This is a genomic window from Geodermatophilus sp. SYSU D01036, assembly GCF_054050435.1.
Window position 1 is genome coordinate 27,984 of record NZ_JBJGZJ010000003.1, and the last position, 14,967, is coordinate 42,950.

Here is a 14,967-nt window from a genome sequence, read left to right on the forward strand (position 1 = left end):
CAGGCGGCGCGGTCCGGCCCCCGCCATCGTCGGCGCTGCGCGCGGTCCCGGCAGCGCGGGAGCGGCCAGGCTCTAGGGTCCGGAGTGAGCTCCCTCACCCGGGAGCGGACGACAGGCGCGGGCCGACGACCTCGGCCCGGTCGACATCCAGGAGTGGTCATGCGCGTCGGGGTGCCCCGCGAGGTCAAGAACAGGGAGTACCGGGTGGCGTTGACCCCGGCCGGGGTCACGGAGCTGACCCGGGCCGGGCACACGGTGCTCGTCGAGCAGGGCGCGGGGGAGGGCAGCTCCATCCCCGACGCCGACTACACGGCCGCCGGTGCGCGGATCGTCGCGAGCGCCGACGACGTCTGGGCCGACGCCGACCTGCTGCTCAAGGTCAAGGAGCCGGTCGAGGAGGAGTACGGGCGGCTGCGCGCGGGGCAGACGCTGTTCACCTACCTCCACCTGGCCGCCTCGCGGGCGTGCACCGAGGCGCTGGTCGCCTCCGGCACCACCGCGATCGCCTACGAGACCGTGCAGACGGCCGGCGGCGCGCTGCCGCTGCTCGCGCCGATGAGCGAGGTCGCCGGGCGGATGGCGCCGCAGGTCGGCGCGCACAGCCTCGAGCGCGCGCACGGCGGCCGCGGCGTCCTGCTCGGCGGGGTGTCGGGCGTCTACGCGGCGAAGGTCGTCGTCATCGGCGCCGGGGTGTCGGGCATGAACGCCGCGACCATCGCCCTGGGCATGCAGGCCGAGGTCGTCGTCCTCGACCGCGACGTCGACAAGCTGCGCGCGGCCGACCGCGTCTACCGCGGCCACCTGCAGACGGTGACCTCCAACGCCTACGAGGTCGAGCGGGCGGTCCTCGACGCCGACCTGGTGATCGGCGCGGTGCTGGTCCCCGGCGCGAAGGCGCCCACGCTGGTGAGCAACGAGCTGGTGAGCCGGATGAAGCCGGGGTCGGTGCTCGTCGACATCGCCGTCGACCAGGGCGGGTGCTTCGAGGACTCCCGTCCCACGACACACGACGACCCGACCTTCCGGGTGCACGAGTCGGTGTTCTACTGCGTGGCGAACATGCCCGGCGCCGTCCCGAACACCTCCACGCACGCGCTCACCAACGTGACGCTGCCCTACGTCATGGCCCTGGCCGAGCAGGGGACGCGGGCGGCCGTCGCCGCGGACCCGGCGCTCGCGCACGGCGTCAACGTCGTCGCCGGGCAGGTGACGCTGTCCGAGGTCGCCGAGGCGCACGGGATGACCGCCGTGCCCTGGGAGGAGGTCCTGTCCTGACGACGACGCTGGGTGCCGGTCCCGACGTCGAGCGGGTGGTCGGCGGCTACCTCGACCACCTCGCCGTCGAGCGCGGGCTGGCCGCCAACACCATCGCCTCCTACCGGCGGGACCTGCGCCGGTACGCGCGGTTCCTCGCCGACGCCGGGGTGCGGGGCCTGGGGGAGGTCGCCGAGAGCGACGTCTCCGGCTTCCTCGCGGCGCTGCGGGCCGGCGACGACGAGCACCCGCCGCTGTCGGCCACCTCGGCCGCGCGCGCCGTCGTCGCCGTCCGCGGGCTGCACCGCTTCGCGCTGCTGGACGGGCTGGTGCCCGGCGACGTCGCCGCGGCGGTCCGTCCGCCCGCGCCGGCGCGGCGGCTGCCCAAGGCGATCCCGGTCGAGGCGGTGGTGGCGCTGATCGAGGCCGCGGGGTCGGTGGAGGGCCCGCGCGGGCTGCGCGACCGGGCGCTGCTCGAGGTGCTCTACGGCACCGGTGCGCGCATCTCCGAGGCGGTCGGTCTCGCCGTCGACGACCTCGACCGCGGCCAGGCCGTGGTGCGGCTGGCCGGCAAGGGTGGCAAGGAGCGGATCGTCCCGGTGGGCAGCTACGCGCTGCGCGCGGTCGAGGAGTACCTGGTGCGGGCCCGCCCGGCGCTGGCCATGGCGGGGGCGAGGGCCGGGCGGGACGGCGTCCGGGGCGGGCGGCTGTTCCTCAACGCCCGCGGCGGGCCGCTGTCGCGGCAGAGCGCCTGGGCGATCCTGCGGTCGGCGGCCGAGCGGGGCGGACTGGACCTCGACCACGTCTCGCCACACACGCTGCGGCACTCGTTCGCCACCCACCTGCTCGACGGCGGCGCCGACGTCCGCGTGGTGCAGGAGCTGCTCGGCCACGCGTCGGTGACGACGACCCAGGTCTACACGCTGGTCACCGTCGACAAGCTGCGCGAGGTGTACGCCAGCAGCCACCCGAGGGCCCTGTCCTGACGAGGGCGGGGTGGCCCGTCTGGCAGGTCCTGCCCACGGCTACCCGCCGGTACGCCGGAACCTGGGCGACTTCCGCCAGCAACCGGCGTGTTGCGTGGATCGTTTGAGTTGATCTCCCTACCGTCGCAGAGGACCCGAGCGGACCGGGCCGGCCGAGACCGCGGCCGGCTCCGCCGGGGAGCACGGAGGAGTGGCGACTCATGGCGATCCGAGGGGACGTGGCCGGGCAGGCTCTCGCACTCCCGGCCGACGGCGGGGAGATGGGTGCGGCCGCCTCGAAGCTGGACCCCGCCCGCGCGCGGCAGCGCAAGCTGCCCGAGCCGCCGCCGCTGACGCAGCACGGCCCGGCGCAGGTCATCGCGATGTGCAACCAGAAGGGCGGCGTCGGCAAGACGACGTCGACGATCAACCTGGGTGCCGCGCTGGTCGAGTACGGCCGCAAGGTGCTGCTGGTCGACCTGGACCCGCAGGGCGCGCTGTCGGTCGGCCTGGGCGTGCCCTCCCAGCAGCTGGACCGCACGATCTACAACGCGCTCATGGAGCCGCGGACCACGCTGGCCGACGTCCGCGTGCCCACCGACGTGCCCGGCCTGGACCTGGTGCCCAGCAACATCGACCTGTCCGCCGCCGAGGTGCAGCTGGTCAGCGAGGTCGCCCGCGAGCAGACGCTGCTGCGCAAGCTGGCCGACGTCCGCGACGAGTACGACTACGTCCTCATCGACTGCCAGCCCTCGCTGGGCCTGCTCACGGTCAACGCCCTGACCGCGGCGCACGGCGTGGTCATCCCGCTGGAGTGCGAGTTCTTCTCGCTGCGCGGCGTGGCGCTGCTGGTCGACACGATCGACAAGGTGCGCGAGCGGCTCAACCCCGCGCTGGAGATCTCCGGGATCCTCGCCACGATGTACGACACCCGGACCGTGCACTGCCGGGAGGTGTTCAGCCGGGTGGTCGAGGCCTTCGGCGACACCGTGTTCCAGACGGTCATCCAGCGCACCGTGCGCTTCCCGGAGACGACCGTCGCCGGCCAGCCGATCACCACCTGGGCGCCGACCTCCTCGGGTGCGGCCGCCTACCGCGACCTGGCCAAGGAGGTCATCGCCCTGTGACGCGTCGCCCCGTCCTCCCCGGCGCGGCCGAGCTGTTCCGCCGCACCGACGTGCCGCAGGCGGAGGTCACCGAGCTGCCGAGCGTGAGCTCGGCGGTCAGCTCCCCGGCGCTGCGGGGTGCCCGCCGCGCGGCGGAGCCGGCCCCCGCCGAGGAGGCGCCCGCCCCGCTCACGCTGGTCCCCGGCGGCGCGCCGGCCGACGCGCTGGCCGCCTTCCGCGCGCCGGCCCCCGCCCCGGCCCCCGGCGCCCGCACCCGCGGCAAGCCCGCCCGGGCCTCGGGCAACGGCCGGACCAAGCACGACGAGAAGATCACCGTGTACCTCTCCGCCGAGGAGCTGCTGGGCCTGGAGAGCGCCCGGCTCACGCTGCGCGCCCAGCACGGCGTGGCCGCGGACCGCGGCCGGATCGTGCGCGAGGCGATCGCGGTGCTGCTCGCCGACCTCGAGGAGCAGGGCGAGGACTCGGTGCTGGTGCGCCGGCTCCGGGGCTGAACGTCGTCCGGGGCGCATACGCTTGCTCCCCGTGAGCGGTGAGGTGCAGGCGGTGGCGGAGCGTCCGGCGGAGCCGGCCCGCTTCACCGTCCGGCTCACCAACTTCGAGGGCCCGTTCGACCTGCTGCTGCAGCTGATCGGCAAGCACCAGCTCGACGTCACCGAGATCGCCCTGTCGGTGGTCACCGACGAGTTCATCGCCCACCTGCGGGCGCTCGGCGACGAGCTCGACCTCGACCAGGCCAGCGAGTTCCTCGTCGTGGCCTCCACCCTGCTCGACCTCAAGGCCGCGCGGCTGCTGCCCGCCGCCGAGATCGAGGACGAGGAGGACCTCGAGCTGCTCGAGGCCCGTGACCTGCTGTTCGCCCGGCTGCTGCAGTACCGCGCCTACAAGCAGGCCGCCGCGTTCCTGCGCGAGCGCGAGACCGTCGCCGCCGGCCGGTACCCCCGCGAGGCGCCGCTGGAGCCGCGGTTCGCCGAGCTGCTGCCCGAGGTGCTGCTCGGCGTCACCCCCGAGCGGTTCGCCGCGCTGGCGGCGAGGGCGCTGACGCCCAAGGAGCCGCCCACCGTCGGCGTCTCCCACCTGCACGCGCCGCCGGTGAGCGTGGCCGAGCAGCTGCTCGCCGTCCGCACCGCGCTCATCGGCGCCGGGACGCTCACCTTCCGCGCGCTGACCGCCGAGTGCTCCTCGACCCTGGAGGTCGTGGCCCGCTTCCTCGCGCTGCTCGAGCTGTACCGGCAGCAGCGGGTCACCTTCACCCAGCTGACGCCGCTGGGGGAGCTGCACGTGCGGTGGACCGGCCCGGTCCCGTCCGGTCCCGCCGGGGAGGACCCCGCCGACGACGACGCGACCGAGGACGTCGCGACCGAGGACCTGCCGTGAGCGACCGGCCGGAGGAGCAGGAGGCCGGGCGCGGCCCGATCTCCTGGGAGACCCTCGCCGCCGAGCTCGAGGCCACCCGCGAGCAGGAGACCGGCCGTCCCGACGCGGCCGACCCCGCGGTGTGGGACGCCGTCGCGGCGGAGCTCGCCGCCCGCGTCGCCGAGCGCCCGGCACCGGGGCACGACGACGTCCCGCCGGTCCCCGAGGAGCCGCTCGTCCTCCCGGGGATGCCCGAGCCCGCGCCCGCGCCGGCACCCGAGCCCGAGCCGGAGGTGGAGCTCGACCCGGCGGAGCTGCGCGGCGGGCTGGAGGCGCTGCTGTTCGTCGCCGACGGGCCGGTCGACGAGGCGACGCTGGCCGGCGCGCTGCGCTGCCCGGTCGCCCGGGTGCAGACCGCGCTGGCCGACCTCGCCGCCGAGCACGACGCGCGCCGGTCCGGCATCACGCTGCACCGGGTGGGGGAGGGCTGGCGGTTCTACACCCGCGAGGAGTTCGCGCCCGTCGTCGAGCGGCACCTCGCGGAGGGGCAGCGGACCCGGCTGACCCAGGCGGCGCTGGAGACCCTCGCCGTCATCGCCTACCGGCAGCCGGTGACCCGCGCGCGGGTGTCGGCGATCCGCGGGGTCGGCGTCGACGGCGTCATGCGCACCCTGCTCGCCCGCGGCCTGGTCGCCGAGGTCGGCACCGACCCCGACAGCGGCGGCGGCCTCTACGGCACGACGCCGCTGTTCCTCGAGCGGCTCGGGCTCACCGGCCTCGACGAGCTCCCGCCGCTGGCGCCGCTGCTGCCCGACCCCACCGCGCTGGCCCGCGAGGAGGACCCGGACCGGTGACCGGCCACAGCACCCCGCGCGCTGCCGCCGCGCTCGCCCTCGTCGCGCTGGCCGCGGCCGGCTGCTCGTCGGAGGAGGCGCAGTGGCAGGAGGCCTTCTGCGCGGAGGTCCCCGCCCTGCTGGAGGAGATCACCGCCGACGTCGACGCCGTCGCCGCCGACCCCCGGTCGGCGCCGCGGGTGGTGGAGGAGGCCGTCGGCCGGCTGGAGGCCGTCGAGCCGCCGGAGGCGGTGGCCGCGGACTGGGGCGATCTGGTCACCTCCTGGCGGGCGCTGTCGGACCTGCTCGGCGAGGCCGACCTCACCGACCCCTCGGCGAACGCCGACCTGGCGCCGCGGCTGCAGCAGCTCCAGCAGGACCTCACCTCCTCCGGCGAGGCCGTGGACGCCTACGGCCGGGAGGCCTGCTGACCCTCCGCCCGCGCCGCCCGGCGCCCGCCGCGGGGGTGGGAGACTGGGCGGCGACATGGACACCGCACCGCACAGCGACGAGTACACCGACCCGGACGAGACCCCCGGCACCCCCGGCGGGGAGGGCTGGTCGGAGGACATGGCGCTCGCCCCGGCCCACCCCGGCGACCGCGGGGCCACCGGCGCGCCGGAGGAGCGCGAGGGGGAGCGGCTGCAGAAGGTGCTCGCCCGCGCCGGCGTCGGCTCCCGCCGCGTCTGCGAGGAGATGATCGACCGGGGCCGGATCAGCGTGAACGGCCGCGTCGTCACCGTGCAGGGCATGCGGGTCGACCCCCGCACCGACAAGATCGCCGTCGACGGGCGGCGGATCGAGCTGCGCGACGACCGGGTCACCTACGCGCTGAACAAGCCGCCGGGCGTCATCACCGCGATGAGCGACGACCGCGACCGGCCCACCGTCGGCGACATGGTCGGCGACCTCGCGCCCGGGCTGGTGCACGTCGGCCGGCTCGACCAGGACACCGAGGGCCTGCTGCTGGTCACCAACGACGGCGAGCTGGCGCACCGGCTGGCGCACCCCTCCTACGAGGTGAAGAAGACCTACCTGGCGCAGGTGTCCGGCTCGATCCCGCGCGACCTGCACCGCCGGCTGCGCGCCGGGATCGAGCTCGAGGACGGCCCGGTGAAGGTCGACTCCTTCCGGGTCGTGGACACCCACGCCGGCCAGTCGGTCGTCGAGGTCGTGCTGCACGAGGGCCGCAAGCACATCGTCCGGCGGCTGCTGGCCGCGGTGGACCTGCCGGTGTCCCGGCTGACCCGCACCGCGATCGGCCCGGTGTCGCTGCAGCGGATGCGCAGCGGCTCGATCCGCCGGCTCACCCGCCAGGAGGTCGGCGCGCTGGAGGAGTCCGTCGGCCTGTAGCCGCCTCCGCCCGTGATCTTCCGCCCGTGATCATCGGCATCCGGCGGCCCCGGGCGGCGTGTCAGGCAGCCACCCGCCGATGATCACGGCGGGAGGCCGGTGTCCACAGGGCGGCGCCCGTCCACGCTCGCCCGCCGGGCACCCGGCCCGGGGCCGTCCACCGGCAGCGTGGCGGCGTGTCCCTGCCACCGGCGTACACCGCCGCCTCCGCCCGTGCCGCCGGACTGACCCGCGCCCGCCTGCGCGGTCCCGGGTTCGTGCGGCTGGCCCACGACCTCGTCGTCCGCCTGGACGACGCCATCGACGGACGGGAACGTCTCGCGCTGCTCGCCGGCCTGCTCCCCGACGACGCCGCCTTCAGCCACCGCACCGCCGCGGCGCTCCTCGGCGCGCACGTCGACCTGCCGGCGCGGGCCCACGTCGCCCTGACCCCGCGCCGGGTGCTCCCGCAGCGCGCCGAGTTCGTCGTCCACACCCGGCGGCTCGCCGCGGAGGACGTCGTCGTGCACCGTGGACTGCGGACGACGTCGGGGCCGCAGACCTGGCTGGACCTCGCCGAGCACCTGCCGCCCCACGAGCTGGTCGCGGTGGGCGACGCGCTGGCACGCGCGGGCCACCTGACCCCGGGAGCGCTCGCCCGGCGCCTGGACCGCGCCCGCCGGGTCCGTGGCGTCGTCCGTGCCCGGCGGAGCGCACCCCTGCTGACGCCGGCCTCGATGTCCCGGCCGGAGAGCCTGCTGCGGTACTGGCTGGTGGCCAGCGAGCTGCCCGACCCCCAGCCGCAGCTCGCGGTCCGGGACGGCCGGGGACGCGTGGTCGCGCACGGCGACCTCGGCTACGAGCGGTGGCGTCTGCTGATCGAGTACGAGGGGCGCCGGCACGCCGAGCCCGGGCAGTTCGGCAGGGACGTCGACCGCTACTCGCTGATGGCCGCCGACGGCTGGCTGGTGCTGCGGTTCGCGGCGGGCCACGCGGAGTCGCCGACCGTGGTCGTCGAGCGCACGCGCCGGGCGCTGATCAGCCGCGGCCGGCGTCCCGGCGTGACCCCCTCGGCGTGATCATCGGCATCCGGCGGCCCCGGGCGGCGTGCCGGGCCGCCACCCGCCGATGATCACGGCCGAGGAGGCCGGGGCGGTCAGAGCGCGGTGACCTCGGCCGGGGTGGTGAGCACCCGGTCCGGGCCGACGACCCGGTCCGGACCCGTGAGCCGCACGGTCGCGCGCAGCCGCAGGTCCTCGCTGGAGGCGCCGACGGCGAGCTGCACCTCCCCGGCCTCGACCACGCGGCGCAGGTCCCGCCCGGTGAACGACGCCCGGTCGGCGTGCAGGCGGAAGCTCACCCGCGCCGCGGCGCCGGCGTCGAGCTCCACCCGGGCGAAGCCGACCAGCCGGCGCAGCGGCTGCACGGCGCTGGCCACCGGGTCGGACAGGTACAGCTGCACCACCTCGGCGCCCGCGCGGCCGCCGGTGTTGCGGACCGTGCAGGAGACGGTCAGCTCGCCGTCGGTGGCCCACTCCTCGCCGGACACCGCGAGGTCGGACCAGTCGGCGGTCGTGTAGCCGAGGCCGTGGCCGAACGGGAACAGCGGCGTCGGGTCGGCCGAGCTGATCCCGCCGGCGCGGCCGAGGGTGGGCGCCAGGTAGGTGGCCGGCGACCCGCCGGGCCCGCGCGGCACCGACACCGGCAGCCGGCCCGAGGGGTTCACGCGGCCACTGAGCACGCCCGCGACCGCGCCGGCGCCCTCCTCGCCGGGGAAGAACGCCTGCACGACCGCCGCGGCCCGGCCGGCGACGTCGCCGAGGGCGTAGGGCCGGCCGGTGAGCAGCACGACGACGACCGGGGTGCCCGACCCCAGCAGCGCGTCGAGCAGCTCGCCCTGCACCCCGGGCAGCCGCAGGTCGGCGGCGTCGCAGCCCTCGCCGGAGGTGCCGCGGCCGAACAGGCCTGAGGTGTCGCCGACGACGGCCACGCACACGTCGGCGTCGCGGGCGGCGGCCACGGCGGCGTCGAAGCCGCTGCGGTCGGGCTCCTGCACCGGGCAGCCCGGGGCGGTGGTCACCTCGGCGCCGGCGAACTCGGCGCGGACGGCGTCGAGCAGCGTGGGCACGTCCAGGCCCACCGGCACGTCGGGGTGCTGCGGGCCGACGTGGTTGGGGAAGGCGTAGCAGCCCATGAGCGACAGCACCGAGTCCGCGCACGGGCCGACGACGGCGATCCGCCGCGGCGCCGCCAGCGGCAGCGCGCCGCCGGGGTTGTCCAGCAGCACCACCGAGCGCTCGGCGAGCACGCGGGCGATCTCACGCAGGTGCGGCGGGTCGAAGTCCAGCGGCTCGCCGCTGCGCAGCGCCTCCGGCTCGGGGTCCCAGCCGGCGTCGAGGAGGCCGAGCTCGCCCTTCTGCCGCAGCACCCGCTCCACCGCGCGGTCGACCAGCGCCTCGGGCACCTCGCCCGAGCGCACCCGCTCCAGCAGCGGCGCGCCGTAGCAGCGGACGGTGGGCAGCTCGACGTCGACGCCGGCGGCCAGCGCCTGCGCCGCGGCCTCGCCGGGCGAGCCGGCGACGTGCTGGGTGGTCTCGAGGAACGAGACGCCGAAGTAGTCGGCGACCACGACGCCCTCGAAGCCCAGCGTCCCGCGCAGCAGGTCGGTGAGCAGCGCCGGGTCGGCGGCGGGCGGGACGCCGTCGACGGCGGCGTAGGAGTGCATGACCGAGCGGGCGCCACCCTCGCGCAGCGCCGTCTCGAACGGCGGCAGCAGCAGGTCGGCGAACTCGCGCGGGCCCAGCCGCACCGGGGCGTGGTTGCGCCCGGCGCCGGAGGCGGAGTAGCCGGCGAAGTGCTTGAGGGTGGCGACGACGCCGGTGCCCTCCAGGCCGCGCACGTAGGCGGTGCCCAGCGCGGCGACCAGGTACGGGTCCTCGCCGATCGTCTCCTCGGTGCGGCCCCAGCGGGCGTCCACGGTGACGTCGAGGACCGGCGCCAGGCCCTGGTGCACGCCGATGCGGCGCATCAGCCCGCCGATGCCCGCGGCCATGGCGTGCACGGTCGCGGGGTCGAAGGAGGCGCCCCACGCCAGCGGCGTCGGGAATACGGTGGCCTGCCAGGCGGCGAGCCCGGTCAGGCACTCCTCGTGCGCGATCGCCGGGATGCCCAGCCGCGAGCCCTCGACGATGCCGCGCTGGGTGCTGGCCAGCACGCGGGCGCCGGTGAGCGGCTCGACCGGCACGGTGCCGAACACGCGGGTCAGCTGCCCGAGCCCGGGCCGGGTGAGCTCCTCCCACGGCGGCAGCGGCTCGGAGAACTCGTGCTGGTTGGGGGCGACGTCCTCGCTGTCGCCGATCGTCGTCCACACGCCGTAGAGCTGGGCGACCTTCTCCTCGAGGGTCATCTCGGCCATCAGCTCGCGCACCCGCTCGCCCAGCGGCCGGGACGGGTCCCGCCAGTCGCCGGCGGCGGGTGCGTCGAGGAGGGATCGGTCGGTCACGGGGCGGCTCCAGACGTGCGGGGAGGAGCCGGACGACGCGTGCGCCGCCCGGCCGGGGGGTACGGGGATGGGGTCAGGGACGGCGCGCCGTCGAGGCGCGCGGGACCAGCGAGGTGGCCAGCTCCACCCGCTGGCTGGCCAGCTCCCGGCCGCTGATGAGGTCGAGCAGCATGCGCCCGGCCATCCGGCCCATGTCGGCCAGCGGCTGGCGCACGGTGGTCAGGGGAGGGGAGGACCAGCGGGCCATCGGCAGGTCGTCGAAACCGACGACGGACAGGTCGCCCGGGACCGAGAGACCCGCCTGGCGGGCGGCCTCCAGCACGCCGAAGGCCTGCTCGTCGCTGCCGGCGAACACCGCCGTCGGCGGGTCGGGCAGCGCCAGCAGCTCGCGGGCCCGCTCGTAGCCGCCGTCGTGGTGGAAGTTGCCGTGCCGCACCAGCGCCGGGTCGGCCGGGATGCCGGCGCGGTCGAGCGCGGCGCGGTAGCCGTCGATCCGGGCCCGGCTGCACAGGTAGTCCTCGGGACCGCCGATGACCGCGATCCGCCGGTGCCCCAGCTCGACCAGGTGCTCGGTGGCGGCCATGCCGCCGGACCAGTTGGTGGCGCCGACGCTGGGCACGTCGGGCCCGGGCATGTCGACCGGGTCGATGACGACGACCGGCAGGTGGGAGCGGCCGAGCCGGCGCTGGTCGGCGGCGGTGATGCGGGAGGTGACGACGATGGCGCCGCGGCGGCCCCCGGCGATCAGCGAGCGGACCCAGTCCCCGCCCTGCGGCCGCGCGGCGAGCGAGTCGAGGACGATCTCCAGGCCGCTCTCGGTGATGCCGCGCAGCAGCTCGACCGCCCAGGGGCTGTCCAGCGCGGTGAACACGACGTCGACCAGCGGGCTCTCCGGCTCGGGGACGGCGCGCCGGGACACCGGGACGTAGTCGTACTGGTCGAGCAGGGCCAGCACGCGCTCGCGGGTGGCGGGGGCGACGTCGGTCTTGCCGTTGACGACCTTGCTCACGGTGGGCAGCGAGACGCCTGCCGCCGCGGCGATGCTCGCCAGGGTCGGGCGGCCTGCCGTCTGCTCGGACACGAGGGGTCCTCCTGGGTCGCCGGTCGCCGGCGGCCGGGGTGCCCGCCGGGTGTCGTCCAGCCTGGCGTCCCGGGGTGGGCCGGAGGAGGGCCCCGGCGGCGGTGCCGGACGAATGTGAGCGGGAACGCTATCGAAACATCTCCGAAACCGCCAGCCCCGCTCATCCGTGCTGGTCAGTCCGCGCGTGCGCCCAGGACACCCCGCAGGCCGGGAAGATCGGCTGCGGCGCGCCCACGGCGGGCGCGTTGACACGGCCGGTGACGTGGCTTACGTTCTCGCACCACTCCGAAACTTTCGGTTTTCAACGTCGAAACAGAAAGGCGGCGATGGGATGTCATCCCGGCGTCTGACCCGCGGAGCCGCGTCTGCCGGCGCGCTCCTCCTCGCAGCGAGCCTGGCCGCCTGCGGCTCCTCCGGCCCCGGCGGAGGCGGTGGCGGCGGCGACGCCGCCCAGGTGTGGGCCCTGCAGGACACCGTCCTCAACCCGATCGAGGAGTCCTCGGTCTCCCGCTTCAACGAGGTCAGCGAGGCGGGTGACGCCGAGCTGACGACGTTCGGCAACGACCCGTACAAGCAGCGGCTGCGCGTGGCCCTGGGGTCGCCCGAGGCCCCCGACGTCTTCTTCAACTGGGGCGGCGGCAACCTCAAGGAGTACGTCGACGCCGGCGCGGTGGAGGACCTCACCCCGCTGCTCGAGGAGGACACCGAGCTCCGCGACTCGTTCATCCCGAGCGTCCTCGAGGCCGCCCAGCTCGACGGCAAGTACTACGGGATCCCGATGCGCGGCGTGCAGCCGGTCGCGCTCTTCTACAACAAGCAGGTCCTCGACGCCGCCGGCGTCCAGGTCCCGCAGACCTGGGACCAGCTGCTGGCCGCCGTCGACGCCCTCAAGGCCAACGGGGTCACCCCGATCGCGCTGGCCGGCTCGCAGTCGTGGACCGAGCTGATGTGGATCGAGTACCTGCTCGACCGCGTCGGCGGCCCGGAGGTCTTCCAGGCCATCCGCGACGGCGAGGACGGCGCCTGGGAGAACCCCGCCGTCCTGCAGTCCCTGCAGATGATCACCGACCTGGTCGACCGCGGCGCCTTCGGCGACGACTTCGCCTCCGTCGGCTACGACGTCGGCGGCGCGTCGACGATCCTCGCCCAGGGCGACGCCGGCTTCCACCTCATGGGATCGTGGGAGTACGTGAACCAGCTCGGCCAGAGCCCCGAGTTCGTCGAGGCGGGCAACCTGGGCTGGGCGCCGTTCCCGGCCGTCGAGGGCGGCGCCGGTGACCCGGCCAACGTCGTCGGCAACCCGACCAACTTCTACTCGGTGGCCGCGGACTCCGACCACAAGGACGCCGCGCTGGAGTACGTGTCGACCGCGCTCAACGACGAGCAGTACGTCGAGGACCTGGTGGCGGCCGGTGACGTGCCGGCGGTGACCGGCGTCCGCGAGCAGCTCGAGGCGGGGGAGAACGCCGACTACACGACCTGGATCTACGACCTGGTCGAGGGCGCCCCGAACTTCCAGCTGTCCTGGGACCAGGACCTGCCCGCCGACCAGGCCACGGAGATGCTGACCGAGCTGCAGCGCCTGTTCCTCGGTGAGCAGACCCCCGAGGGCTTCGTCTCGGCGATGTCCGCGGCCTGACGCGACCCGACGACACCACCGCACCACCGCACCACCACACGGCAGGGGAACCGGCATGGCAGGCAGCACCCTCGTGACACCCGAGGCGACCCCGGCGGCGTCCGCGCCGCCGGGGAGGCCGAAGGGGGCGCGGGAGCGTCCCTCGGGCTGGTACCTGGCACCCGCGCTGGCCTTCTTCGGGTTCTTCGCGGTGCTGCCGATGCTCCTGGTCGTCTACCTCAGCTTCACCGACTGGGACGGCTTCGGGTTCCCGCAGCCGTCCGGGGCGGCGAACTGGGAGCGGCTGGTCGCCGACGGCGAGGCGCGCGACGCCCTGCTGCTCACCCTGCTGTTCATGGTGGCCTCCTGGGCCGTCCAGACCCCGATCGCACTCCTGATCGGGGTCTGGGCGGCCGGGCGGCAGCGCAACCGCGCCGTGCTCAGCTCGCTGTTCTTCCTGCCCCTGCTCCTGTCGACGGCGGCCATCGCGCTGCTGTGGGCCTCGGTGCTCGACCCGAACTTCGGGGTCACCCAGGCGCTGCCGTTCCTCGACCGGTTCAACTTCCTCGGCGACACCGAGATCGTCATCTACACCGTGGTCTGGGTCGTCTCCTGGCAGTACGTCCCGTTCCACACGCTGCTCTACCAAGGCGCGGCGCGGCAGATCCCGCACAGCCTCTACGAGGCGGCCACCATCGACGGCGCCGGCCGCTTCCGCCGGTTCTTCACGATCACGCTGCCGCTGCTGAAGTACACGGTGATCACCTCCAGCGTGCTCATGCTGGTCGGCTCGTTCACCACCTTCGACACGATCCTCATCCTCACCGGGGGCGGTCCCGGGACGACGACCCGCATCGCGCCGCTGTACATGTACATCACCGGCTTCAGCGGTTTCGAGTTCGGCTACGCCAGCGCGATCGCCGTGCTGCTGCTGGTGCTCGGCGCCGGCCTGTCCCTCTTCGTCACCCGCGTCACCGGCTTCCGGGCCATGCAGAGCCAGCAGGAGGGCCTGTGACCGCCACCGCGCTGCCCACCACCGGCGCGGGCGCGGCCCCCGCGCCGCCCCGCCCCCGCCGCCGGCGCCGCCGCGAGCGCCCCAACGTCCTGGCCGGCGTCCTGTCACTGGTCTGGCTGGTGCTGGTCGCCGTCCCGCTGTACTACCTGGTCTCGGGGAGCCTGCGGACCCGGCAGGACTACCTGTCGGACAACCCGCTGGTCCCGCCGTCGGACCCGACGCTGGACAACTACCGGACCGTCTTCGAGGGCGGGTTCACGACCTACCTGCTCAACACGGTCGTCGTGACCGTCGCGACGGTGGCGATCGTCGTCGGGCTCACCCTGCCGGCGGCCTACGCGGTGGCCCGCAACGCCGGCCGGTTCGTGCAGCGCGGCTTCTCGCTGATGCTCGTGGGGCTGGCCATCCCGGCGCAGGCGGCGATCATCCCCGTCTACCTGATGATCACGCAGATGCGGCTGTACGACACCCTGCTGGCGGTCATCCTGCCGACGGCGGCGTTCGCCATGCCGGTGGCGCTGCTGGTGATGGTCAACAGCCTGCGCGACATCCCCGGCGAGCTCTACGAGGCGCAGACCCTCGACGGCGCCGGCCCGTTCGCGGTGCTGCGCCACCTGGTGCTGCCGCTGGCCAAGCCCGCGATCACCACGGTGTCGGTATTCACCTCGCTCACCGCCTGGAACGGCTTCCTGTTCCCGCTGGTGCTCACCCAGTCCGAGGACAACCGGGTGCTCACCCTCGGCCTGTGGGACTTCCAGGGCCAGTTCGGCACCAACGTGCCCGGCCTGCTCGCCGCCGTGACCCTGTCGGTGGTGCCGATCTTCGTGCTCTACCTGGTCGGCCGCCGGTACCTGCTCAGCGGCCTCACCGCCGGCTTCGGCAAGTAG

The 14,967-nt window shown here is 75.2% G+C and carries 14 protein-coding genes; 12 read left to right on the forward strand and 2 right to left on the reverse strand.

Going from position 1 to position 14,967, the window contains the following annotated elements:
* Window positions 1–159: 159 nt before the first annotated feature.
* From ald to ACI8AR_RS04685, 9 genes are all read left to right on the forward strand, one after another.
* Complete coding sequence (gene ald / locus ACI8AR_RS04645; protein WP_456902380.1) at window positions 160–1,275, forward strand: alanine dehydrogenase; 1,116 nt, start codon at window positions 160–162, stop codon at window positions 1,273–1,275.
* A 35-nt stretch (window positions 1,276–1,310) separates the two neighbouring features.
* Entirely contained in the window at window positions 1,311–2,240 is a 930-nt protein-coding gene (locus ACI8AR_RS04650; protein WP_457049926.1) for a site-specific tyrosine recombinase XerD, read from the forward strand.
* Window positions 2,241–2,440: 200 nt separating this feature from the next.
* The gene (locus tag ACI8AR_RS04655) at window positions 2,441–3,346 is read left to right on the forward strand and encodes a ParA family protein (protein WP_457049927.1); all 906 of its coding nucleotides are present in this window, start codon (window positions 2,441–2,443) and stop codon (window positions 3,344–3,346) included.
* The gene (locus ACI8AR_RS04660; protein ID WP_457049928.1) at window positions 3,343–3,837 is read left to right on the forward strand and encodes a hypothetical protein; all 495 of its coding nucleotides are present in this window, start codon (window positions 3,343–3,345) and stop codon (window positions 3,835–3,837) included. The genes ACI8AR_RS04655 and ACI8AR_RS04660 overlap by 4 nt, the downstream gene beginning before the upstream one ends.
* A gap of 31 nt (window positions 3,838–3,868) precedes the next feature.
* Window positions 3,869–4,720: a segregation and condensation protein A gene (locus tag ACI8AR_RS04665; RefSeq protein ID WP_457049929.1), complete on the forward strand. Its 852-nt coding sequence runs from the start codon at window positions 3,869–3,871 to the stop codon at window positions 4,718–4,720.
* The gene (scpB, locus tag ACI8AR_RS04670) at window positions 4,717–5,553 is read left to right on the forward strand and encodes an SMC-Scp complex subunit ScpB (RefSeq protein ID WP_457049930.1); all 837 of its coding nucleotides are present in this window, start codon (window positions 4,717–4,719) and stop codon (window positions 5,551–5,553) included. The genes ACI8AR_RS04665 and scpB overlap by 4 nt, the downstream gene beginning before the upstream one ends.
* Window positions 5,550–5,963, forward strand: a complete 414-nt coding sequence (locus tag ACI8AR_RS04675) for a hypothetical protein (protein ID WP_457049931.1) — start codon at window positions 5,550–5,552, stop codon at window positions 5,961–5,963. Before scpB ends, ACI8AR_RS04675 begins: the two co-directional genes overlap by 4 nt.
* Before the next feature lie 55 nt (window positions 5,964–6,018).
* Complete coding sequence (locus ACI8AR_RS04680; RefSeq protein WP_457049932.1) at window positions 6,019–6,885, forward strand: pseudouridine synthase; 867 nt, start codon at window positions 6,019–6,021, stop codon at window positions 6,883–6,885.
* 176 nt (window positions 6,886–7,061) lie between these two features.
* Window positions 7,062–7,943, forward strand: coding sequence for a hypothetical protein (locus tag ACI8AR_RS04685; RefSeq protein ID WP_457049933.1), 882 nt, complete (start codon window positions 7,062–7,064; stop codon window positions 7,941–7,943).
* A gap of 77 nt (window positions 7,944–8,020) precedes the next feature.
* Here ACI8AR_RS04685 and ACI8AR_RS04690 read toward each other — a convergent pair whose 3' ends face one another.
* Entirely contained in the window at window positions 8,021–10,366 is a 2,346-nt protein-coding gene (locus tag ACI8AR_RS04690) for a beta-xylosidase/alpha-l-arabinosidase (protein ID WP_457049934.1), read from the reverse strand.
* A 73-nt stretch (window positions 10,367–10,439) separates the two neighbouring features.
* Window positions 10,440–11,447: a LacI family DNA-binding transcriptional regulator gene (locus tag ACI8AR_RS04695; RefSeq protein ID WP_456938387.1), complete on the reverse strand. Its 1,008-nt coding sequence runs from the start codon at window positions 11,445–11,447 to the stop codon at window positions 10,440–10,442.
* Between the two features lie 454 nt (window positions 11,448–11,901).
* Here ACI8AR_RS04695 and ACI8AR_RS04700 point away from each other — a divergent pair, with 454 nt between their 5' ends.
* Genes ACI8AR_RS04700 through ACI8AR_RS04710 form a run of 3 tightly spaced genes read left to right on the forward strand, consistent with a single transcriptional unit; the run spans window position 11,902 to window position 14,967 of the window.
* Window positions 11,902–13,086, forward strand: a complete 1,185-nt coding sequence (locus tag ACI8AR_RS04700) for an extracellular solute-binding protein (RefSeq protein WP_457049935.1) — start codon at window positions 11,902–11,904, stop codon at window positions 13,084–13,086.
* Between the two features lie 55 nt (window positions 13,087–13,141).
* A complete protein-coding gene (locus ACI8AR_RS04705; protein ID WP_456938389.1) occupies window positions 13,142–14,080 on the forward strand; it encodes a carbohydrate ABC transporter permease in 939 nt (312 codons plus the stop codon).
* A complete protein-coding gene (locus ACI8AR_RS04710) occupies window positions 14,077–14,967 on the forward strand; it encodes a carbohydrate ABC transporter permease (protein WP_457049936.1) in 891 nt (296 codons plus the stop codon). The genes ACI8AR_RS04705 and ACI8AR_RS04710 overlap by 4 nt, the downstream gene beginning before the upstream one ends.

Excerpts from the sequence above, each read along its gene's own strand:
- ald (WP_456902380.1), top strand. The coding sequence starts at position 160 with ATGCGCGTCGGGGTGCCCCGCGAGGTCAAGAACAGGGAGTACCGGGTG.
- ACI8AR_RS04655 (WP_457049927.1), top strand. The coding sequence starts at position 2,441 with ATGGCGATCCGAGGGGACGTGGCCGGGCAGGCTCTCGCACTCCCGGCC.
- ACI8AR_RS04680 (WP_457049932.1), top strand. The coding sequence starts at position 6,019 with ATGGACACCGCACCGCACAGCGACGAGTACACCGACCCGGACGAGACC.
- ACI8AR_RS04705 (WP_456938389.1), top strand. The coding sequence starts at position 13,142 with ATGGCAGGCAGCACCCTCGTGACACCCGAGGCGACCCCGGCGGCGTCC.